The following is a 22,311-nucleotide window of genomic DNA, read 5'->3' as shown; positions in this document are numbered from 1 at the left end:
AGGGGCCTCCGGACCGTCTATGCAGGCCATTCAGGCAACCGGGCCCGCATTGGCAAATGACTTCCGCGCAATCTCTGCTTTTTGTTTTTGGCCTTGGCTACAGCGCCCTGCAGCTGGCGGACCTTCTGCGCCCGCAGGGCTGGCGCATCGGCGGCACGGTCCGGACCGCGGAAAAAGCCGCCCGGCTTCAGGCCAGGGGTGTCGAGGCAGCGGTCTGGGCCGGGCAGGGGCCCGTCACCCCGCCCGAAGGCGCGCACTGGCTCGTCACCCTGCCGCCCGGCGCCGAAGGCTGCCCCGCCGCGCTCGCTGCCGGCCCGTCCGCCCACACCGCCGCCACCGTGACCTACCTTTCCACCACCGGCGTCTATGGTGATCTCGACGGTGGCTGGGCCTTCGAATGGTCGCCGGTCGCCCCGGCTTCCGGCCGCGCCGCCGCGCGGGTCCTCGCCGAGACGCAGTGGCAGCAGGCGGCCGCAGGCAAAGTCCGCATTGTCCGCCTGCCCGGCATCTACGGCCCCGGCCGTTCGCCCTTCGACCGGCTGCGCGACGGCACCGCCCGCCGCATCATCAAGCCGGGGCAGGTCTTCTCCCGTGTGCATGTCGATGACATCGCCTCCGGCCTTGCCGCCCTGCTGCAGCGCCCGGACGCGCACGGCGTCTTCCATCTCTGCGACGACCTGCCTGCCCCGCCGCAGGACATCATCGCCCATGCCGCAAGACTCATCGGCCTGCCGGTGCCCCCGGATGTGCCCTTCGATTCCGCCGGTCTCTCCGGCATGGCGGCCAGCTTCTATGCCGAGTGCAAGCGCGTCTCGAACGCGCGGGCAAAAGCCGCGCTCGGATGGCGCCCGCTCTATCCGACCTACCGCGAAGGCCTCGCCGCCATCATCCGGGCAGAACTCACGGTAACGCACTGACTTTTCTTGCTTCCGCCAGATTCGCGCCCCTATGGCGCCGCGTGTTTCTGTGCAACTGTTCATGCAAGAGACGGGAGGAGAGTTTCATGTCAGTTGCGGTCCGGGGCCGGTGGGGGGTCCTGAGTGCCCTCGCTTCAGCAGCCATGCTTGTCCTTTCAGCTTGCGGCGGGTCGCAGACCACGCGTGAGCCCGGCGAAGACAGCGATGCGAAAGTGCTGGTCGAGCGGTCACCGTCTGACCAGGTTGCCGCGCGCAAACGGGAAGAGGCGCGCCAGCGCGCCGCCGAGGCGGCGAACCAGGAATTCTCCTATTTCCGCTACCGCATCGACACCTCCACCGAACAGCCGCTCGCCTGTTTTGTCTTCTCGGCGGCACTTGATCCGAAAACGGACTATTCTCCCTATGTCGAATTCCGCCCCGCTTTCCGCTCCTCGCTGACGGTTCAGGGCCGCGAGCTCTGCGTCGGCGGTCTCTCTTTCGGCACCACCCGCACCGCCACCATCCTCGCCGGTCTCCCCGCCGCCGATGGCCGCACCCTGAAGCGCGCTGAAACCGTGCCGGTCGACTTTGCCGACCGCCCGCCCTTCGTCGGCTTTAAGGGCACCGGCGTCATCCTGCCACGCGAGAATGCGGATGGCCTCCCGATCGAAACGGTCAATGTCGACGAAGTACGCGTCACGGTCAGCCGCATCAACGACCGCGCGCTCGCCTTCAAGAGCATCGGCACAGGCACCACCACCGGCCAGGGCGAATGGTCCTGGATGTGGGGCGCAGATTCGCCGGAAGATGTCAGCGAACAGCTGTTCACAGGCACGATGAAGATCGCCAACACCGCCAATGCGCCGGTCATCACGGTCTTTCCGCTGCAGGATGTCGTCGGGCCGATGAAACCCGGCGCTTATTATGTCAGCATCGAGGACGCCGCCAAACTTGCGGACAATGAAGGCCCGCCGGCGTCCTCCGGCCGCTGGATCATGCTCACCGACCTGGCGCTGACCGCCTATCGCGGCGAGCATGGCCTTGATGTCACCCTGCGCTCGCTGAAGGATGGCAAGATCGCGCGGGGCGCCACCGTGCAGCTGATCGCCATGAACAATGCCGTGCTGGCCGAAGCCAAGCCCAACGAGCAGGGCCGCGTCACCTTCGATGCGCCGCTGATGAACGGGCAGGGCAACATGGCGCCCCGTCTTGTGCTCGCCTCGGCGCCGAACGGCGAACTCGCCGCGCTCGATCTGTCGCGCGCGCCTGTTGATCTGTCGGCGCAGGAAATCGGCGGCCGCCGCACGCCCGGCGCTGTGGACGCCTTCGTCTATACCGATCGCGGCATCTACCGTCCCGGCGAGAAAGTCGAATTCACCGCACTCCTGCGCGACCGCGCCGGACGTCAGGTCGACGGCCGCAATGGCAACCTGGTCATTTATCGCCCCAACGGTCTTGTGGCGGCGAAGGTGCGCTTCACCAATCCTGCCTCCGGCGCGGCGCTTCACACGTTTGATCTGCCGCGCGGCGCCCTGCGCGGCGAATGGCGCGCCGCCATCGAGATTGACGGGCTCTCCTATGAAGCTGGCAATGTCCGCTTCGCGGTCGAGGATTTCGTGCCGCAGCGCATTGCGGTCGATATCAAGGCCGATGACAAGACGCCGCTGAAAGCTGGCGGAACCCGCGCCGTGGAGATTGACGCGCGCTTCCTCTATGGCGCTCCGGGCGCCGGCTTGACCGTGCGCACCGAAGCCAGGGTCGAAGCCGATCCGAAACCCTTTGCGGCATTCGATGGTTTCCGCTATGGCCGCCATGACCAGACGTTCGAGGAGCAGATCCTCGAGTTTGATGATACGACCACGGACGGTTCCGGCAAGGCGGTTGTCCGCCTCTCGCCCGGCACGGCAGGCTCGAATTCCGGCCTGCCGCTGCGCCTCAACACCGTGATCAGCGTGCTCGAACCCGGCGGCCGCGCCGTCGGCGAGAGCGCCCGCATCCCGTACCGGCCCGAAGCGCTCTATGTTGGCCTGAAGCCGGCCTTCGAGTCGAACGTCGAAGAAGGCAAGGAAGCCCGTTTCGAAGTTGTCACCGTCAATGCCGACGGTCAGGCTGTGGCCCAGCGCCTCAACTGGAAAGTCCTTGCCATCGACTACCACTATGACTGGTACCGTGACGGCGACCGCTGGAACTGGCGCCGCTCGCGCACGGTGACGAAAGTGAATGAAGGCGTGCTCACCACGCCCGCCGGCGGCACCGGCGAGATCAAGGTTCCCGCGCTCGACTGGGGCAGCCATGAACTCGTCGTCGAAGGGCAGGGCCCCCTCGCGGGTTCCAGCGCCAGCATGAGCTTCTATGTCGGCTGGGGTGGCTGGACGAGCGAGGACGGCACCGAAGCGCCGGACCGCGTCAAGGTCGCTGCCCCGGCCACGTCACCCAAGCCCGGCCAGAATGCCGAGATCACCATCGTGCCGCCCTATGACGGCCAGGCCCAGGTCGTGGTTGCCACCGACCGTATACTGAGCGTCCAGAATCTCGCCGTCTCAGCCAAGGGGTCGAAAGTCACCCTGCCGGTCACCGCCGACTGGGGCGAAGGCGCCTATGTCATGGTCTCGGTCTATTCTGGCCGCGACCCGTCGCTGCAGGCCAAGCCCCGCCGTGCCGTCGGCGTCGTGCATGTGCCGGTCGACATGGCCGCGCGCACCTTCAAGGTCACGCTCGACGCGCCGGATATCGCCCGTCCGAAAACGCAGCAATCCGTCGATGTCCGCATCGAAGGCGGCCCCCGCGAGCCGGTCTTCATCACCCTCGCCGCCGTTGACGAGGGCATCCTGCAGCTCACCAAGTTCAAGTCGCCCGATCCGGTCGCATACTATTTCGGCCGCAAGGCGCTCGGCGTCGATCTCTATGACGATTATGGCCGCCTGCTCGACCCGAACATGGGCCTGCCCGCCGAAGTGCGCGTCGGCGGCGACCAGCTCGGCGGCGAAGGCCTCACCGTTGTGCCGACGAAATCCGTGGTCCTCTTCTCTGGCCTCATCGAAGTCGGCCGCAATGGCCGGGCGAAGATCCCGCTCGACCTGCCGGAATTCAACGGCGAGCTGCGCCTGATGGCTGTCGCCTGGTCGAAAACCGGCCTCGGCAGCGCCGATGCCAAGATGAAGGTCCGCGACCGCGCCCCCGCCGATCTTGTGATGCCCCGCTTCCTCGCCCCCGGCGACGAAGCCGTCATCACCGCCTCCATCGACAATATCGAGCTTGCCAGTGGCCAGTTCACGGCCAGGGTCGCCGGCGGCCAGCAGGTCACCGTCGCCGAAGCTGCGCTCACCCGCACGCTCGCCAAGGGCCAGCGCGCCGACCTCCCCGTCCGCATCAGCGCCACCGCGGAAGGCATCTCGCCGCTCCGCCTCGAAGTCACCGGCCCGGACCGCTATTCGGTCAGCCGCTCCTACGAGATCCAGACGCGCTCGCCCTACCTGCCGGAAACGCGCGCCACCACGCAGATGCTCCGCCCCGGCGAAACCCTCACCGTCGGCCGCGACCTGCTCACCGGCTACATCCCCGGTTCGGTGGATGTCGCCGTCGGCTTCTCGCCGGTGCCGATCGACCCGGCCACCCTCTACGCCTCGCTCGACCGCTACCCCTATGGCTGCACCGAGCAGATCACCAGCCGCGCTGTCCCGCTGCTCTATTCCGAACAGCTCGTCGCCATGGGCGCCCGCGGGGCCCGCGACAATGCCCGCGACAAGGTGCAGACCGCCGTCAGCACGATCCTCAATCGTCAGGGTGCGGACGGTGCCTTCGGTCTCTGGCGGGAAGGGGACGGCTACGCCACGCCCTGGCTCGGCGCCTATGCGACCGACTTCATCTACCGCGCCAAGCAGGCCGGCTATGCCGTGCCGGATGAAGCCCTCACCCGGGCTTACGGCGCCCTGCGCAGCGTTGCCTCCGGCGATGCCTGGCGGGTCTATGGCTACGACACGAATGTCTATGAGGGCCAGTACTCCACAGACACGCAGCAGCAGATGATGTACCGCTCCTCGGCCTACGCGCTCTATGTGCTCGCCAAGGCCGGCCAAGCCGACATCTCGCGCCTGCGCTACCTGCACGACCGCGAGCTGGCCTCCATCGCCAGCCCACTAGCCCGCGCGCATATCGGGGCAGGCCTTGCCTATCTCGGCGACCGGGCCCGCGCCGCCTCCGCCTTCAAGTCGGCGGAAAGCGCGCTCGGCTACCGCAATGACGGCGACTACTACCAGACGCCGCTGCGCGATCTCGCCGGCATGCTCGCCCTCGCCGCCGAGGCCGACCTCGATGATGTCGTCGCCCGCCTCGCCGACAAGATCGGCAAGGATGTGCCCTCTGCCTCCAGCCTCACCACGCAGGAAAAATCCTACCTCCTGCAGGCCGTCAACGCCCTCACCAAAGGCGAAGATACGGTGCAGGTTGCGGTCACCGGTCTCGGCAACGGCCAGGACAACAAGCGCCAGTACATGCTCACCGAGGCGCAGGCCTCAAGCGGTGTGAGTTTCAGGCTGAACTCCAAGGCGCCTGTCTTCCGCACCGTGCTCGTCACCGGCGCGCCGTCCTCGCCGCCGCCTGCCGTCTCCTCGAAGCTCACCGCCTCGAAACAGGTCTACACGCTCAGCGGTCAGGCCGTCCGTCTCGACCAGGTGCGCCAGGGCGACAAGTTCGTCATTGCCCTGACGATCACGCCGCAGGAGCGCCGCCTCAATCCGGTCATCGTGGCAGACCTTCTGCCCGCCGGCTTCGAGATCGAGACGGTGCTGCGTCCTGCCGATGCCCGCATCGTCGAGTATGACTGGCGCACCGGCGAAGACCGCATCCGCTCCGGCGCCTTCGCCTTCCTCGGCGAAATCAACCGGGCGCAGACGGCCCAGTCGCAGGACGACCGCTTCGTCGCCGCCATCGATGTGCTCGAGGATCCGGTCACGCTCGCCTATGTCGTGCGCGCCGTCACGCCGGGCTCGTTCGCGATGCCGGGTGTGGTGGCCGAGGACATGTACCGTCCGGAAGTGTTCGGGCGTTCTGCGCCGGGCCGCGTCACCATCCTCGCTGCGCAGGGCGCTGCCGGCGGCAAGTAGGGAGGCCTGCGGCCGCATGTTCTCGTCGCCCTGGTGGCCGAAACATCTCATCCTGGGGTTCGCCGCGCTGCTCGGCGCGGCCTTCCTCCTCGATGCGTTGTTTCCGCCCCCGCTGGACCGGGCGCATGTCAATTCGGTCCTCGTCACGGATCGTCTCGGCAAGCCGCTGCGCGCCTTCTCCGCGCCGGATGGCCGCTGGCGCTTCGCCGTGCGGCTGGAAGAGATCGACCCCGCTTTCATTGAGGCCCTCGTCCGCGTCGAAGACAAACGCTACTGGACGCATAACGGCACAGACTGGGCCGGCATGGCGCGCGCGGCCGCCGACAGTGTTCTCGCCGGGCGCATCGTCTCGGGTGGCTCCACCATCACCATGCAGACCGCACGCATGCTGGAGCCGCGCCCGCGAAATGCCGGCTCGAAGCTCGTGGAAATCTGGCGCGCCAACCAGCTTGAGCGCCGGTTCACCAAGGAAGAAATCCTCGAGCTTTATCTCACCCTCACGCCCTATGGCGGCAACCTCGAAGGCGTGCGCGCCGCGAGCTGGAGCTATTTCGGCCATGAGGCAGACCGTCTGTCGACGGATGAAATCGCCCTCCTGATCGCGCTGCCTCAATCGCCTGAAGTGCGCCGTCCGGACCGGCGGCCTCAGCAGGCGAAGAAAGCGCGCGACTGGGTTGCGACAAAACTCGCCCGCTACGGCGTCTTCCCGGAAGGTGAAGCGGAGGAAATCGCTGCGCTGCCCGTGCCGCCCGCCCGGCTGGATTTTCCCGCCCGCGCCTGGCACGGCGCTGCCGCCGCGCTGGAAAACGGCCCGTACGAGGATGTCCGCTCCACGCTCGATGCCAGCCTTCAGGCAGAGCTGGAACGTATCGCGCTCACCCGCGCCATTTCCGAAGGCGCCGAGGTTCAGGTCTCCGCCATCGTCGTCCACATTCCCACCCGCGCGGTGCGCGCCCTCGTCGGCTCTGCGACGCGCGAGCGGGCAGGGGGCTGGATCGATCTCACCAACCGTGCTCGCTCGCCGGGTTCAACGCTGAAACCCTTCATCTACGCCCTCGCCTTCGATGACGGCATCGCCTCCGCCGACAGCCGCGTCGAGGATCTCCCGCGCCAGTTCGCGGGCTACCAGCCGGAAAACTTCGACCGCATGTTCCGCGGCGATGTGCGCGTCTCCGATGCGCTCCAGCATTCGCTCAACATTCCCGCCGTGCTGATGCTTGACCGGATCGGGGCAGAACGCTTCTCCTCGCAGCTGGCGATGGTCGGGGCGCGGCCGCGCTATTCCGGCGCGCGGGGCCATCAGGCGGGCCTCGCCCTCGCCCTCGGCGGGGCCGGCCTCACCGCGCGCGAACTGGCTGTCCTCTATGCCGCGCTGGGCGATGGCGGCGTTGCCAAGCCGCTCGTCTGGCGGGTTGAGGAAGAACGCGCCAGTTATGAAGACCCCGGCCGCCGCCTGATGAGCGGCGACAGCGCCGCCGAGATCATCCGTATACTGCAGGGTTCGCCCTCGCCGTCCGGCCGGATGCCGGGCCGGTTGACGCAGGATGCCCCGCAGGTCGCCTTCAAGACCGGCACCTCCTATGGCTTCCGCGATGCCTGGGCAGCTGCCGTCTCCGGCGAGCACGCCCTCGTGGTCTGGATCGGGCGGGCCGACGGCGCTCCCCGCACCGGCGTCACCGGGCGCGACATTGCCCTGCCGGTCCTGTTCGAGATGGCAGACCGGGTCGCCCACCATCTGCGCGATGACGGCGAGGCGCGCGCACGCTTCACCACCGAGCCGCTGCAGAAAGCCAAGGGCGCCCAGCGCAACCTCTCGGCCAATAGGCCGCCGGAAATCCTCTTCCCGCCGGAAGGCGCCGAGCTCTGGGCCGGTCCGGTCAATGGCCGCCCGGGCCGCCCCTTTGTCCTCGCCGGGCGCGGGGAAGGGCGCCTCAGCTGGTTCGTCGATGGGGCGCCAACTGACCTGGACGATGCCGGCTCGCCGGTCTGGCATCCCAGCCAGCCCGGCTTCTATCAGGTCACCGCCGTCGATGCGCAGGGGCGCACCTCGCGGGTAAGAGTCCGGGTACTGACTGAAAATCCGGCATAGGGGTGTGCATTTTGGTCACATCGGCAGAAGAATTACCAAAACACTGACAGGGGCATCTTCTTTCCGCCCGACTCCGCAATTATTTCCACAGCCGGGCGTGGTAAATTGCCCTTCAGAATTGCGAGTATCTGCGTGCCCCTCAAACATCCTGCCTTTGTGATCGCCCTGACGGCTGGCCTGTCTGCAACGGCCATTGGCTTCTTCGCCAGTGCCAGCACGGACACCCCCCGTTTCGAGAACGCCCCGGCGCGCGTCGCCACGGCGGTCTTCGCCGGGGGCTGCATGGCCTGTATCGAGGCGGATTTCGACAAGGTGCCCGGCGTCATCGAAACGCTCACCGGCTATACCGGCGGCACCGCCGAAGACCCCAGCGCCCGCGATGTCGCGCGCGGCGGCACCGGCCATCTTGAAGCCGTCAAGGTCACCTATAACCCGTCGAAGGTCTCCTATTCGGACCTCGCCGAATATTACGTCCGCCACATCGACCCCACCGATGCGGGCGGCCAGTTCTGCGAGCAGGGCGAAGCCCACCGTTCCGCCATCTTCGTCTCCGGCCAGGGCGAACGCGACACGGCCGAGAAAGTCCTCGCCACAGCCGGACGCACCCTCGGCCAGGACGTCGCCACCGAAATCCTCCCTGCCGCCCCCTTCTGGCCGGCGGACGGGTCGCACCAGGACACCGCAAAGCGCAACGCGTCAAAGTACGAAAAAGCCCGCGCAGCCTGTGGCCGCGATGCTGGGCTCAAAGCCCTCTGGGGCAAAGTGGACCAGAACTCCTGATCCGGTTCTAACCGGTGGCCGGGCAGGGTGGCTCGGCGAATTCCTTCTGACCCTCCAGCCGTTTTTCCCATTCCGCGCTCCGCGGGGAAGGGCTGTAACCTGAAGCGGTATAAAGCTGGAAAATCCTGTAAATCGTGCACCCATTGCTGCGTTTGCCGAGCGGGATACGGATCTGTCCGGCAGGCTCGAAGACGGAAAAGTCACTTCTCAGCTTCGGACGCATCGCGGGGTGCAGCGACACGACCAGCACCCGCTCCGCCGCCGCGCCCTCCAGCGCCTCGCGCTCCGAAAAGCTTTTCGGGCCGGCATAACGCCGCCATGAAATCAAGGGGATAGCCCGGTCCCGCGCGTAGAAGTCGAGGCCATGCCAGACCTCCCGCTCGTCCACCAGCACCGCCGTCGCGCCCAGCCGCTCCGCCTCGGCAAACACCTGCCCGGCCGCCACATCCCACCCCCGGGTCCGCTTCAGCGCATTGTCCATTCCCAGCGCCGCCGTCTGCGCCGGTGAGAGCTGCGGGACCACCAGAAACACCAATGCAATCTGGGCATTCACCGCCAGCGCGGTCCACAGCACCGCCCGCTTCTGCGCACACCAGGCCGCCACCAGCAGCGCCGCCCCCGGATACGCCGTCGCCGCCCAATTCGCATGCGCCCGCGAAAGGATCGCCTGCCCGAGGATAAAGACGAGCACCGGCAGGACGAAACAGAGCAGCCACCGCGCCTGAATGCCCTCGGTACGGATCCGCCACCCCGCGAGGCCGGCGAGGAAAGCCAGGAAGCTGACCGGGCCAAACACGCCCATCTGGTCTGCGATGAATTTCAGAGCATTTTCAGGGTGAAACAGCTCGCCGCCGAGATTGGCATTGTCGACGGTATGCCCTACGGTCTGGAAATCATTGGCGGCATTCCACGCAAAATGCGGCGCAATCACCATGATCATGACCGCCACGGCCGCGCCGCCCCGAATCGACACCAGCGCCGCCCGCATCACCGGATCGATCAGCGCCGCAAGGCCGAGCCCGATCAGAAAATACAGCATCGCATATTTCGATAGGATGCCGAGCCCCATGACGAGGCCGAGCGCTGCCGCGGTCGCAATCCCGCCCTCACCGCGCAGGCGCCAGGCAAGGAAAAGTCCCGCGCACCAGAAGGGCATCAGCACGCCGTCGGTCGACAGCACCGACGAGGACAATGTAACAGCCGGCATGAGCGCGTAGAGGAGGGCCGCGTAGAGCCCTGTCTTTGCTGAAAACATCGCCCGGCCCACCAGAAACAGGCAGCCGGCGGCAACCGTGTGCAGGAAGGGTGCGGCAAGCCGCACCGCCTGTTCGGTATCCCCGAAGAGCGCGGTGGCCGCATGGATCACCCAGGCGATCATCGGCGGCTTGGAATAGTATCCCCAGGCCAGTTCCTGCGCCCAGCGCCAGTATTGCGCTTCATCCGCATACAGATTGAGCGGGGAGGCGAGGATGGCGGCCACGCGCAGTCCCAGCAGCAGGGCCAGAACAAGGGCAATCAGCCGGGCTTCGGGGCTGCGGGGCAGGAATGTCGTAAGGGTCATGGCCGATTCGATCTGATTGGGCCCCTTATGGCGCCGGCGCCACGACAAATACAGCTCACTTTGTCGTTCAAACTGACCAGCAATGCCGCAAGGCGTGTCATTTTTGCATCGCAACGAAAAAACCACACAGCTATCTGGCAGCGCAGCAGAACCTTCAATTGCCTGTCACTTATCTGTCATGTAGCGCGACTAAAGCCTCGGCGGAAACCGGAACGGCACGAGGGCGTTCCGGCGAGGGTCGATCAACTCGGGGAAATCACCATGATCAAGAACTTCTTTGCACGCAGTGCATCCATTGCCGCCATTGCGGCCTTGGCGCCGGTTGCTGCGGTTTATGCGCAGGTAACCACGTCTGACGCCCGCGGCGTCGTCACCGACTCGGCCGGCCAGCCGATCGCCGGCGCGACCGTCACGATCGTTCACGAGCCAACCGGCACTGTGACCACAGCTACCACCGGCCTCAACGGCCTCTACACCGCGCAGAACCTGCGTATCGGCGGCCCGTTCACCTTCACCGTCACCGGCGAGGGCGTCGTCTCCAGCCGCGTCGAGAACGTCTATACAGGCCTCGGCGAGACCTCGGTGGTCAACATTGCCACGGTCGCACCCGACGCAACGGCGCGCCTCGAAACCGTGGTCGTCACCGGCTCGACGGTTGTTTCCAACGTGGCCACCGGCCCGTCGAGCACCTTCGGCCTGCAGACCCTCGAAAACATCCCGGCCATTTCGCGCGACCTGAAAGACGCCCTGCGTCTCGATCCCCGCATCTACATCGACGATGGCTTCGTGGATGCCATCTCCTGCGCCGGTGCCAACCCGCGCTACAACTCGCTGACTGTTGACGGCGCCCGCCTCTCCGACAGCTTCGGCCTCAACTCGAACGGATACCCGACCGAGAGCATGCCGTTCGGCTATGACTCGATCCAGCAGGTTTCGGTCGAGCTCGCCCCGTTCGATGTAGAATACGGCCTGTTCACCGCCTGTAACATCAACGCGGTCACCAAGTCGGGCACCAACTCGTTCCATGGCGGCCTGTTCTTCGACTATACCAGCAACGATCTGCGCGGTGACTCGATCGAAGGCACCAAGATTACGACCCAGGACTTCGAAGACAAGCGTTACGGCTTCAATATCGGCGGCCCGATCATCAAGGACACCCTGTTCTTCTTCGGCTCCTACGAGAAGAACGAAGCCGTCAACCTGTTCGACAACTCGCCGCAGTTCGCCCGCATCGACCCGGCTGTCTATCAGCAGGTGATCGACATCGCCGTGAACCAGTACGGCTATGTCGCCGGCGGTATCCCGACATCGCTCTCCGTCGAAGACGAGAAGATCTTCGGCAAGCTCGACTGGAACATCACGGACCGGCAGCGCGCCGCGGTGTCCTACACCAAGAACGAAGCCTTCAACTTCAACCCGTCGGACTCCAGCCCGACGCAGGTCTCGGACGGCAACCACTTCTACAAGCGCGGTGGCCTGCTTGAGAGCTATTCAGCCTCGCTGAACTCCGACTGGACCGACAATTTCAACACCGAACTGCGCTTCACGCGCGTTGAATTTGACGCGGTTCAGGATCCGGTTGTCGGCAATGAAGGCTGGGGTGAGGTTCAGGTCATCGTTCCGAACACCGCTGGCGGTGCGTCCACGATCTACCTGGGCGCTGACGACAGCCGTCACTTCAACGACCTGATCTACACCTCCGACGTCTACAAGCTGAAAGCCAACTGGCAGGTCGGAAACCACCTTCTGACCTTCGGTGCAGAGCGTGAAGAACTCGACGTGTTCAACGCGTTCATCCAGCGGACCCGTGGTCTGTGGATCTTCGGCCGTTTCAACAACAACGGCGCCAGCGGTATTGCAGACTTCGCAGCCGGCAACTTCGATGACCTGCGCTATCAGAGCGCTGCCGGCACGAACGATCCGAACGATGGTGCGGCCCAGTTCGGCTACGAGATCAACACCTTCTACCTGCAGGACAAGTGGCAGGTAACTCCGGAGCTCCAGCTCACGGCCGGTCTGCGCTATGACAATTACACGTCCAGCGACGCCCCGCTTCTGAACCCGCGCTTCGTGAACTCCTACGGTTTCGCCAACACCGCGACGATGGATGGCCGCGACCTGCTTCAGCCGCGTATCGGCCTGAAGTATGACTTCTCGGACAACATCCGCTTCCATGGCGGCTTTGGTCTGTATTCGGGCGGTAACCCGAACGTCTGGATTTCGAACAACTATTCGAACAACGGCGTGACCCTGTTCGACTGCCGCGAGCGTGCAAGCGGCAACGACTGTATCCCGGGCATCGCCGGCAACATCGCCAACTACACCTATGGTGGCGGTTCGGGTCAGCCCTTCTTCGACGTGCCTGACCAGATGATTGCGGCGCTGGCAGCAGCCAACGCATCGGCAGGCGCAGGCCCGGTCAACGCCCTCGACCCGGACTTCAAGATCCCGTCCGAGTGGAAAGCCGCCTTCGGCACCGTCATCGACTTCGGTTCGGCGGATGCCTGGTATGGTGACGACTGGCGCCTGATGCTCGACTTCCTCGTCTCCAAGACGAACGAAGCCGCCTATGTCCTGCCGATCTCCTTCGTGCAGACCACGACCGCTGCTGATGGCCGTCCGGTCTATACCGGCAACACCAACGACTTCCTGCTCACCAATGCCGAAGAAAAAGGCTGGGCACGGTCGATCTCGGCTGCCCTGACGAAGAAGTACGATAACGGCATCGACTGGAGCGCAGGCTACGCCTTCACCCAGGCCAAGGACGTCAACCCGATGACCTCGTCGGTGGCCTTCTCGAACTGGTCGAACGTCCAGACTTTCGATCCGGTCAACATGCAGCTGGGCAACAGCGACTATGTGATCCCGCACCGGTTCACGTTCAACCTGAACTTCCGCAAGGAATTCTTCGGTGAGTACGCCACCAAGGCCTCGCTGTTCGCAACGGCCAACGAGGGCGCGCCCTACAGCTACACGATCGGCTCGACCAACGCGTTCACTGTGGGCAACAACTCCGCGCGTAACCTGGCCTACATCCCGACGGGTGTGAATGACCCGGTGATCTCGCCGTCGTCGAACGCGACGGTTGTCCAGAACCTCGTGAACTTCATCAACGGCAATGAAGACCTGCGCGACATGCGTGGCCAGATTGCCGACCGTAACTCGCAGACTGATCCGTGGCGCTCGCGCTTCGACATCCGCCTTGCCCAGGAATTCCCGGGCCTGCGCGCGGATGATCGCACCGAAGCCTTCATCGTGATCCGTAACGTCGGCAACCTGCTGAACGACGAGTGGGGCGTGCTGAAAGAGCACGGCTTCCCGGGCAACGCCCAGCTGTACGGCATCAGCGGTCTCGACGGACAGGGCCGCCTGATCATTACCTCGTTCAGCCCCACGGTTGACCGGGCCTCGACGATCAACTCGGCTTCGCTCTGGCAGATCCGACTTGGCGTGAAGTACAAGTTCTAAGCGGCACACGCCGCTCAGGCACACTATATGAGGGGGCGGCCTTTCGGGGCCGCCCTTTTCCTTTGGGTGAAGCTATGGCAAGGCGCGCGCTGACATGACTGGTACAAAACCCTTCCTGGCCCCCGAATGGGGCCCGCACGCCGCGCTCTGGAGCGGATGGCCCCGCCTTGCCGAAGAGTGGGGCGGAGACCTCACGGCCGCGCGCGCGGACATTGCCGGCTTCATCCACGCCGCCGCGCGGCATGTGAAGGTTAAGGTCGCCATCGGCTCGGATGAGGCCATGGCCTCGGCGCTGGCGGCCGTGGGCGGCGCGGCGGAGCTTGTCCGTATCCCGACAGGCGACATCTGGCTGCGCGATACCGGCCCCATCGTCACGGGGCAGGGGGCGGCCCGCGAGGCGCAGGTGTTCCGCTTCAATGGCTGGGGCGGAAAGTACCTGATGGACGGCGACACGGACACGGCCGGTGCGCTCGCGGCTCACGAAAGCCTGCCCGCCCGCGCGCATGATTTCGTGCTCGAAGGCGGTGGTATTGATGCTGACGGCGAAGGCCGGCTGCTGACAACGCGCCAGTGCCTGCTCAATCAGAACCGCAACCCGGCGCTGGATCAGGACCAGATCGAAGGCCAGCTGCGCGCCGCGCTCGGCGTCGAGCAGATTCTCTGGCTCGGCGACGGGCTCGCCAATGACCATACCGATGGCCATGTCGACAATATCGCGCGCTTCATCGGCCCCGGCCATGTGCTGTGCCAGCATCCTGCCTGCGAGGATGATCCGAACACGGACGTGCTGCGCGAGATCGAGTGCACGCTGTCAGCAGCGGGTATGATGGTCTCCACCATTCCCTCGCCCGGCCCGGTGCATTTCGGCGACGGCGTGCCGGTGCCGGCGAGCCATATGAATTTCACAATCACCAATGGCTGCGTTCTCGTGCCGATCTATGAGGACCGCTACAGCGCCGTGGCGCTCGCCGAGCTGAAGGCGCTGTTCCCCGGCCGCGAAGTGATCGGCCTTCCCGCGCGCGGCATTCTTGCCGGCGGCGGCAGTTTCCATTGCATGACCCGCGAAATCCCTGCCTGAGAGGAGGCCTTCCGATGCCCCGCACGCTGACCCTCGCTGCCATCCAGTTCACGCCGAGCGATGATGTTCAGGCGAACATCGACCGCGTTGCCGGCTTTGTGCGCGAAGCCGCCGCGAAGGGCGCCGATGTCGTGCTGCCGCCGGAGCTTTTCTGCGGCTATTATTTCTGCAAGACGCAGGAGGAGGAACACTTTGCCCGCGCGATGGAGTGGCAGGATCACCCGGCTGTTCGTCAGCTCTCGGAGCTTGCCGCCGAGCTTGGCGTCGTCATCCCGGTCTCGATCTACGAGAAGGAAGGCCCGCTCTATTTCAACTCGGTCGTGATGATCGATGCCGATGGCGCCCCGCTCGGCGTCTATCGCAAGAGCCACATTCCGGATGGCCCCGGCTATCAGGAGAAATATTATTTCCGCCCGGGCGATACCGGCTTCCGCACCTGGTCGACCCTCAAGGGCCGGATCGGGGTCGGCATCTGCTGGGATCAGTGGTTTCCCGAATGCGCACGCGCGATGGCGCTGATGGGCGCTGACGCGCTCCTCTATCCCACCGCCATCGGTGCCGAGCCGCAGGATGCCGGCCTCGACACCGCCGCGCGCTGGCGCCGGGGCATGCAGGGCCATGCGGTTGCCAACTGCATCCCGGTTGCCGCGGCAAACCGCGTCGGCAATGAGCAGGGCCAGGTTTTCTACGGCACCAGTTTCATCGCCGATGAAACCGGCGAGATCGTCACGGATTTCGGCCGCAAGGAAGAAGGTGTCCTCCTCGCCACCTTCGACCTCGACCACCTCGACCGCGCCCGCGCCGCCTGGGGCTTCTTCCGTGACCGGAGGACGGATCTTTACGACATCCTGAGCTAGAGCCGCTTGCCCGGAGACAGGTGTGTTGCCGCGTTCACAATCGCGTCTGCATCGATCATGAAATGACGGTAGAGGTCGGCGATTGTGCCGGTCTGGCCAAAATGTTCGACGCCGAGCGGGGTGACGGCGTGGCCTTTGACGCCGCCGATCCAGGCGAGTGTGGCGGGGTGGCCGTCCGTCACCGTGATCAGCTGGCAGTGGCGCGGCACGTTTTCCATCAGCCGCTCGATCTGGCTGAGCGCCTGCTTCTGTCCGCGTGCGCGGGCGCGGCGGGCGGCGGTCCAGCCGGAATTCAGTCTGTCTGCGGACGTTACCGCCAGCACGCCGATATCGCGCCGGCCTTCGCCGATCCGCGCCGCTGCCTTGATCACTTCCGGCGCCACGACGCCCTGATAGGCGATCACCACTTCGCAATTCGGTCCTGGCTGGCGCAGCCAGTAGCCACCATCGATCACGCCTTGCCGGAAAGCGGTGTCGTCGCGCTTCCACACGCGCACCTGCTCTACCGGCCGCGTCGACAAACGTAAGTACACTGAGCCTCCGGTCTCGTCGCGCAGCCAGGTGCGCTCGTCGGGGTCGCCTTCGCCGTCGCGCTGAAGGTAGTCGAAACTCCAGTCCATGATGATCGAGAGTTCATCGAGGAAAGCTGGCTCGAACGAGACGAGCCCGTCCTGGCTCATGCCGATCAGCTGCGCGCCGATGGACTGGTGCGCGCCGCCTTCGGGCGCGAGCGTCACGCCGCTGGGCGTGCCCGCGATGATGAAGCGCGCATCCTGGTAACAGGCATAGTTCAGCGCATCGAGCCCGCGCGCGACGAAGGGATCGTACACGGTGCCAATCGGAATCAGCCGCTCACCGAACACCGAATGCGAGAGGCCTGCCGCGCCGAGCAGCAGGAACAGGTTCATCTCGGCAATGCCGAGCTCGATATGCTGGCCTTCCGGCGAGAAAGACCATTTCTGCGCGGACGGAATTTTTTCGTCGCGGAACGTGTCGGCAACATTCTCCCGCGCGAACAGGCCGCGGCGGTTCACCCAGGGGCCGAGATTTGTCGAGACGGTCACGTCCGGCGACGTCGTCACGATGCGGCGGGCAAGATCGGTATCGCCCTTGGCGAGTGCGTCGAGGATCTTGCCGAGGCCGGCCTGCGTCGATTGCATTTCGTCATCTAGGAAGACGGGGCCGGGCGAGGGCACAGCCGGCGCCGCATAGCGGCGTGGGCCGGCGGCAAAGAACGGGGTCTCTTCAACGAAGCGCTGCAGCGCCTTCGGGTTGGCAACGCCGGCGAAGGGTTCCCATTCCTCGCCCTCTGCGATGCCCATCGTCTTCTGGAATTCGGCCATCTGCGCCTTGGTCATCAGGCCGGCATGGTTGTCCTTGTGGCCCGCCAGCGGCGTGCCCCAGCCCTTGATCGTGTAGGCGAGGAAGACGGTCGGTGTCTCGTCGGTCGCGCGGTCGAATGCGTCGCACAGGGTCTCGAGGCATTGGCCGCCGAGATTGTTCATCAGTTCACTGAGCTCTGCATCGGAGCGTTTGCCGATCAGGGCAGATACATCGCCCTGATCACCGAGATCGTCGAGCAGGCGTTTGCGCCAGGCCGCGCCGCCGAGATAGGTGAGCGCCGAATAGAGCGAGTTGGGGCAGGCTTCGATCCAGTCCTTTAGCCTTTCGCCGCCGGGTTCGGCAAAGGCGGCGCGCTGTTTCGCGCCGAAGCGCAGCACTTCCACGCGCCAGCCAAACGCCTTGAAGATCGCCTCGATGCGTGCCCACAGGCCTTCGTGTACTACGCCGTCAAGGCTCTGGCGGTTATAGTCGATGATCCACCATGTATTGCGCAGGTCGTGCTTCCAGCCTTCCTGCAGGCATTCATAGATGTTGCCCTCGTCAAGTTCCGCATCGCCGACGAGCGCCACCATGCGGCCCATCTTGCGCTTGCCACTGCCAAGGTCCGTCCACGGACGGGCGGCGATATAGTCCTGCATCATCGAGGCAAAGGCCGTGATCGCCACGCCGAGGCCGACCGATCCCGTGGAGAAATCCACGTCATCGATGTCCTTGGTGCGCGAGGGATAGGACTGCGCGCCGCCATAGCCGCGAAAGTTTTCCAGCTTCTCGCGCGTCTGGTTGCCGGCGAGATAGTGCATCGCGTGGAACAGCGGCGCGGCGTGCGGCTTCACCGCTACGCGGTCTTCCGGGCGCAGGACGTGGTAGTAGAGCGCCGTCAGGATCGACACCATCGAAGCGCAGCTGGCCTGGTGGCCGCCGACCTTGACGTCGTCATCTTCCTTCTCGCGCAGATGGTTGGCATTGTGCACCGTCCAGGCGGCGAGCCAGAGGAGGCGCTGCTCAAGGGTCTTCAGCGTATCGAGGGGCAGGGTCATGCCCCGGGGTAAATCAGGGCGGTCGCCAAGTCCATGGGGCCGGGTTAGTCTGCTGCAGGGACAATCCATGGGAGGGACCGATGAGCGATCTGGCGGAGCGGCGGCTGCAGGTGGTGCGCGACCACATGGCGCTGGAAGTCACGCATGACTGGGACGCGGTGATCGCGACCTTCGACCATCCGCGCTACGAGATGTACGGCTCGGGCGCCGTGTTCGATGGCGAGGCGGCCGTGCGGCGCTACTTCGCGGCTTCGCGCACGCCGTTTCCGGATCAGGGCAACGAGATCATCGCCATCGCGCATTCGGAGAATACTGTGCTGGTCGAGTTCTGGCTGACCGGCACGCATCTCGGGCCGCTGGCGCTGGGCGGCAAGACGATTGCGCCGACAGGGCGCAAGTTCCGCGTGCGCATGGCGGCGAGTTTCGAGTTCAAGCCGGGAAGTGACCGCATCCTCTGCGAGCGGCCGTATTTCGATCAGGGCGCGGTGCTGCGCGCGCTGGATCTGGCATAGCCTAACTTAGCCACGCGCGGCGCGGTTGGCCTTGTCGAACAGGTCGGTCAGCGTCGTGCCGGGAAGGGCGTTCATCGACTGAACCCAGGACGGCATGCCCTGGATGATCTCGGCCGCGTCCGACCAGCGGCGCACGTTGGAGTCGGCCGCGCGCTGGAAGGCCTCGCGCATATAGTTCTCGTCGTGCGAGTCCCAGCCATCATTCAGCGTGATCGAGGAGAGGCTCATCATACTCTTCTGGAAAGTCAGCATCGTGTCGAGCGAGGCGGTGGTCATCGCCAGCGAGGCGCGCCAGGAGGTGAGCCAGAAATCCATCATGTCCTGATGTCCCATGCCGTTAAGCCTTCAAGCTAGACCTCGATTGTGCGGTGCACAACAAGTTTTGTGCCATCTGGCCCGCTGACGCTGCGTCTGCGCCCTGATTGCGCCGTGTCCGAATGCGCTTAGATACGGGCAGATGCCTGAAACCGTGCCCTATCCGTTCGAGCCTTCGCCTGCCCGGGGCAGGGTGCTGGTGTTTGATTCCGGGGTCGGCGGGCTGACCGTGGCGAGCGAGATACGCGCGCTCGGGCCAAGGCTGACGGTTCACTATGCGGCCGACACCGGCTTTTTCCCGTATGGGGACAAGTCGGACGAGGCGCTGCGGGCGCGCCTGCCGGTGGTGGCGAAGGCGCTGGTCGAGGCGGCAGAGCCGGACGTGTTCGTCATCGCCTGCAACACGGCGAGCACGCTGGCACTGGAGGAGGTGCGCGCGGCGCTCGGCATTCCGGTTGTGGGCACGGTGCCGGCGATCAAGCCTGCGGCGAAGCTCACCGAGACGGGCACCATCGGCCTGCTCGCCACGCCCGGAACCATCCGGCGCGCCTACACCGCGCGGCTGATCGAGGAGTTTGCCGCCGGCAAGCGCGTCATCCTGCATGGCAGCCTGGAGCTTGTGAAACTCGCCGAAGCGCATGCGCGCGGCGAGGATGTGCCGATCGAGGCCTATGCCGCCGCGCAGGCACCGATGTTCGAAGCAGAAGGCGGCAGCGAGATCGATACGGTGGTGCTTGCCTGCACGCATTTCCCGCTGGTGCGCGGCCAGCTGATCGCGACCGCACCGCGGGCTGTTTCCTATATCGATTCAGGCGCGGCGATTGCCCGCCAGACGATCCGTGTACTGCCTGAAATTACTCATTCCGGCGGGCAGGGAGGGACAAGCCTCCTCACCCGCCCGCCGGACGAGACGGACGGCATAGTGCGCGTCCTCAGACGCTACGGATTTCCGGACATTCAGTTCGTCGCCATCGACCCGATGGAGATGACTTCGGCGCCTTCCGCCGAGCCATAAAGCGACGGCCAGGGCGCGTCCTGCACTTCCACCACTTCGGTGTCGCCGAAGCCGTTGAAGCGGGTCGACATCGAGCGGCCATAGGCGCCGATATTGCCGATCTCGACATAGTCGCCTTCCATCAGGCCGGCCGGAAGCCAGACCTTGCCGGGCAGCATGTCTGCCGAGTCGCAGGTCGGTCCGTACACGGTGTATTCCACCATGCGGCCGAGCTTGCGCCCGTCGACCGAGATCGCGCGCATCGGGAACACCCAGTTCTCGTGCACCGCGTCATAGAGCGCGCCGTAGGAGCCGTCGTTGATGTAGATCGCGCGGCCCTTGGCGAGGTCCACACGCACCAGAAGGCTCTCGGCTTCCGCCACCAGCGCGCGACCCGGCTCGCACCACAGGTCGGCGTTCTCGAGAACGAACATGTTCTCGAACGAGCGCATCACCATGGCGACATAGTCGTCCATCTCCGGCGGCGTCTTGTCGGCATAAATTGCGGGGAACCCGCCGCCGACATCCACGATGTCCACGGTCACGCCGGCCTCGATGATGACGCGGCTGGCATCCGCCATTGCGGTTGCCCAGGCAGACGGCTTCATCGCCTGGCTGCCGACATGGAAGGACACGCCGACCTCATCCGCATAACGGCGGGCGAGGCGGAGAATCTCTGCCGCTTCAGCGGCATCGGCGCCAAACTTGCCGGACAGCGGCAGGGCCGAGCCTTCGTTCGAGACAGCGATGCGCACGATGATCGTCAGATCTTTCGCGTTGTCAGTCGCTTCGAGGATCTTGTTCAGCTCCGCCACCGAGTCGGTCACGAAGATGCGGACGCCATGGTTGAAGTAGGCGCGCTCGATGGCCTTGCGCGGCTTCACCGGGTGCAGGAACGCAATGCGGGCTTCCGGGAAGCGGCCGCGGATCAGCTCGATCTCTTTTTCAGAGGCCGCGTCGAACGAACGGATGCCGGCTTCCCAGAGCGCGTCGAGGACGTGCGGGGCCGGGTTCACCTTTACGGCATAGAAGGCCTGGGCTGGGAATTTCTCCACGAACCAGCGCGCAGCCGCCGTCACGCGCTCCGGACGGAAGCAATAGGTCGGCAGCTCGGGCTGTGAGCCACGGGCAACGTGATACGGGGTCGCGTAAGTGTGCATGACACCTAACCTCCAAAGGGCTTCAAACCAGCTTTGGGCGTTAGTACAGGGGGCCCCCCTTGTTGTCGGGTTAGCCCAGATGTCCGCCACATCAATTTTCGAGGGTGCAAATAGGGGATAAGACGAGGACTTGCAACAAGAATTTTCGGGGTTACGGGTCTCTGTCGCAAAACTGTCGCTTTTTTTCGCAGCGAATGTCACGCAGAGGGCGTATGGCAATGGCCGGAATCGCCCGTTATTGCAGGCCATCGAGCGCGGAGACGACAGATGAACAGAGCTTTCCGGACCCTGGCGGCGGTAACCCTGATGGGCGCCCTCCTGGCAGCCTGTGGACAGAGCGACCTGTCAAAACTGGAAGATGATTCGGGTGTCAAACCGGTTCCGGCCGTTGCCAGCGCGCACCAGAAAATCAAGATTGTCGGCTCCTCCACCGTCGCGCCGTTCTCGCGCACGATTGCCGAGCGGTTCGGGGCGACGACGCGTTTTGCGTCGCCGATCGTGGAATCGACCGGCACCGGCGGCGGCTTCAAGGCGTTCTGCGAGGGCGTCGGCCCGCTGAAGGCCTCGATTGCCAATGCGTCGCGTCCGATCAAGAGCTCCGAGCGTGAGCTTTGCGCGGCCGCCGGCGTAACGGAGATCACCGAAATTCCGATGGGTTATGACGGCGTTGTGCTCGCCACGGCCAAGGAGAGCCCGCTTTTCGACATTACCAAGGAAGAGCTCTACCTCGCCCTCGCCAAGGACATCCCGGACGGCAAGGGCGGCTTCCAGCCGAACCCCTATAAATTGTGGAGTGAGGTGTCCCCCAAGCTGCCGGCGGCGCCGATCCTGATTCTCGGCCCGCCGCCTACGTCCGGCACGCGCGATGCTTTCGTCGAGCTGGGCATGGAAGCTGGCGCGCTGGCCATTCCGCAACTCGCCGAGCTGAAGAAAACGGATGAGGCGGCCTTCAAGGTGCTGGCGCACACGGTTCGCACGGACAACACCTGGGTGGATTTCGGAGAGAACGATTCCGCCATCGTCCAGTCGCTCGTCAAATCGCCGGATGCCGTCGGCATTCTCGGCTTCTCTTTTCTTGAGCAGAATGGTGACCGGGTGAAAGGCGGCCTGCTGGGCGG

General features: G+C 65.2%; 14 protein-coding genes. 10 read left to right on the top strand and 4 right to left on the bottom strand.

All coding sequences use genetic code 11. The features are described from left to right. The first annotated feature begins 56 nt into the window (after positions 1–56). From ACK4TE_RS12145 to msrA, 4 genes are all read left to right on the top strand, one after another. The gene (locus ACK4TE_RS12145) at positions 57–917 is read left to right on the top strand and encodes an SDR family oxidoreductase (RefSeq protein ID WP_409911786.1); all 861 of its coding nucleotides are present in this window, start codon (positions 57–59) and stop codon (positions 915–917) included. An 86-nt stretch (positions 918–1,003) separates the two neighbouring features. After that, the gene (locus ACK4TE_RS12140; protein ID WP_409911785.1) at positions 1,004–5,998 is read left to right on the top strand and encodes an alpha-2-macroglobulin family protein; all 4,995 of its coding nucleotides are present in this window, start codon (positions 1,004–1,006) and stop codon (positions 5,996–5,998) included. Positions 5,999–6,014: 16 nt separating this feature from the next. Beyond that, positions 6,015–8,087 (top strand): penicillin-binding protein 1C, encoded by a 2,073-nt coding sequence (pbpC, locus tag ACK4TE_RS12135; protein ID WP_409911784.1) that lies wholly within the window; start codon positions 6,015–6,017, stop codon positions 8,085–8,087. A 132-nt stretch (positions 8,088–8,219) separates the two neighbouring features. After that, positions 8,220–8,867, top strand: coding sequence for a peptide-methionine (S)-S-oxide reductase MsrA (gene msrA / locus ACK4TE_RS12130; protein ID WP_409911783.1), 648 nt, complete (start codon positions 8,220–8,222; stop codon positions 8,865–8,867). Between the two features lie 7 nt (positions 8,868–8,874). On the opposite strand, the gene ACK4TE_RS12125 is transcribed toward msrA, so the two are convergent. After that, positions 8,875–10,428: an ArnT family glycosyltransferase gene (locus ACK4TE_RS12125; RefSeq protein WP_409911782.1), complete on the bottom strand. Its 1,554-nt coding sequence runs from the start codon at positions 10,426–10,428 to the stop codon at positions 8,875–8,877. A 261-nt stretch (positions 10,429–10,689) separates the two neighbouring features. Between ACK4TE_RS12125 and ACK4TE_RS12120 the strand changes: the two genes are divergently transcribed. The 3 genes from ACK4TE_RS12120 (at position 10,690) to aguB (ending at position 15,831) form a co-directional block, all read left to right on the top strand. Beyond that, entirely contained in the window at positions 10,690–13,896 is a 3,207-nt protein-coding gene (locus ACK4TE_RS12120) for a TonB-dependent receptor domain-containing protein (RefSeq protein ID WP_409911781.1), read from the top strand. A 94-nt stretch (positions 13,897–13,990) separates the two neighbouring features. Then, positions 13,991–14,974 (top strand): agmatine deiminase family protein, encoded by a 984-nt coding sequence (locus ACK4TE_RS12115; RefSeq protein ID WP_409911780.1) that lies wholly within the window; start codon positions 13,991–13,993, stop codon positions 14,972–14,974. Positions 14,975–14,988: 14 nt separating this feature from the next. Continuing rightward, entirely contained in the window at positions 14,989–15,831 is an 843-nt protein-coding gene (aguB, locus tag ACK4TE_RS12110) for an N-carbamoylputrescine amidase (RefSeq protein ID WP_409911779.1), read from the top strand. On the opposite strand, the gene ACK4TE_RS12105 is transcribed toward aguB, so the two are convergent. Further along, positions 15,828–18,212, bottom strand: coding sequence for a transketolase (locus ACK4TE_RS12105; protein ID WP_409911778.1), 2,385 nt, complete (start codon positions 18,210–18,212; stop codon positions 15,828–15,830). The genes aguB and ACK4TE_RS12105 overlap by 4 nt on opposite strands. A gap of 80 nt (positions 18,213–18,292) precedes the next feature. Between ACK4TE_RS12105 and ACK4TE_RS12100 the strand changes: the two genes are divergently transcribed. Then, the gene (locus ACK4TE_RS12100) at positions 18,293–18,724 is read left to right on the top strand and encodes an ester cyclase (protein ID WP_409911777.1); all 432 of its coding nucleotides are present in this window, start codon (positions 18,293–18,295) and stop codon (positions 18,722–18,724) included. A gap of 6 nt (positions 18,725–18,730) precedes the next feature. Here ACK4TE_RS12100 and ACK4TE_RS12095 read toward each other — a convergent pair whose 3' ends face one another. Further along, positions 18,731–19,042, bottom strand: a complete 312-nt coding sequence (locus ACK4TE_RS12095; protein ID WP_409911776.1) for a hypothetical protein — start codon at positions 19,040–19,042, stop codon at positions 18,731–18,733. 139 nt (positions 19,043–19,181) lie between these two features. On the opposite strand from ACK4TE_RS12095, the gene murI reads away from it, so the two are divergent. After that, a complete protein-coding gene (gene murI / locus ACK4TE_RS12090) occupies positions 19,182–20,054 on the top strand; it encodes a glutamate racemase (protein ID WP_409911775.1) in 873 nt (290 codons plus the stop codon). Here murI and ACK4TE_RS12085 read toward each other — a convergent pair. Continuing rightward, the gene (locus ACK4TE_RS12085; RefSeq protein WP_409911774.1) at positions 19,997–21,193 is read right to left on the bottom strand and encodes a type III PLP-dependent enzyme; all 1,197 of its coding nucleotides are present in this window, start codon (positions 21,191–21,193) and stop codon (positions 19,997–19,999) included. The two genes, murI and ACK4TE_RS12085, sit on opposite strands and share 58 nt — an antisense overlap. A 267-nt stretch (positions 21,194–21,460) precedes the next feature. Between ACK4TE_RS12085 and ACK4TE_RS12080 the strand changes: the two genes are divergently transcribed. Then, on the top strand, positions 21,461–22,311 hold an 851-nt coding region (locus ACK4TE_RS12080), incomplete at its 3' end, for a substrate-binding domain-containing protein (RefSeq protein ID WP_409911773.1).

It is taken from the genome of Hyphomonas sp. (assembly GCF_046313975.1).
Classification (GTDB): Bacteria; Pseudomonadota; Alphaproteobacteria; order Caulobacterales; family Hyphomonadaceae; genus Hyphomonas.
The sequence above is the reverse complement of the archived record's forward strand: the minus strand, read 5'-3'. Positions and strand labels throughout refer to the sequence as shown.

Bases quoted from the DNA above. Each gene is read 5' to 3' on its own strand.
- aguB (WP_409911779.1), top strand. From the start codon at position 14,989: ATGCCCCGCACGCTGACCCTCGCTGCCATCCAGTTCACGCCGAGCGAT.
- pbpC (WP_409911784.1), top strand. From the start codon at position 6,015: ATGTTCTCGTCGCCCTGGTGGCCGAAACATCTCATCCTGGGGTTCGCC.
- ACK4TE_RS12125 (WP_409911782.1), bottom strand. From the start codon at position 10,428: ATGACCCTTACGACATTCCTGCCCCGCAGCCCCGAAGCCCGGCTGATT.
- ACK4TE_RS12145 (WP_409911786.1), top strand. From the start codon at position 57: ATGACTTCCGCGCAATCTCTGCTTTTTGTTTTTGGCCTTGGCTACAGC.
- ACK4TE_RS12140 (WP_409911785.1), top strand. From the start codon at position 1,004: ATGTCAGTTGCGGTCCGGGGCCGGTGGGGGGTCCTGAGTGCCCTCGCT.
- murI (WP_409911775.1), top strand. From the start codon at position 19,182: ATGCCTGAAACCGTGCCCTATCCGTTCGAGCCTTCGCCTGCCCGGGGC.
- ACK4TE_RS12085 (WP_409911774.1), bottom strand. From the start codon at position 21,193: ATGCACACTTACGCGACCCCGTATCACGTTGCCCGTGGCTCACAGCCC.
- ACK4TE_RS12115 (WP_409911780.1), top strand. From the start codon at position 13,991: ATGACTGGTACAAAACCCTTCCTGGCCCCCGAATGGGGCCCGCACGCC.
- ACK4TE_RS12100 (WP_409911777.1), top strand. From the start codon at position 18,293: ATGAGCGATCTGGCGGAGCGGCGGCTGCAGGTGGTGCGCGACCACATG.
- ACK4TE_RS12095 (WP_409911776.1), bottom strand. From the start codon at position 19,042: ATGATGGATTTCTGGCTCACCTCCTGGCGCGCCTCGCTGGCGATGACC.
- ACK4TE_RS12105 (WP_409911778.1), bottom strand. From the start codon at position 18,212: ATGACCCTGCCCCTCGATACGCTGAAGACCCTTGAGCAGCGCCTCCTC.
- ACK4TE_RS12120 (WP_409911781.1), top strand. From the start codon at position 10,690: ATGATCAAGAACTTCTTTGCACGCAGTGCATCCATTGCCGCCATTGCG.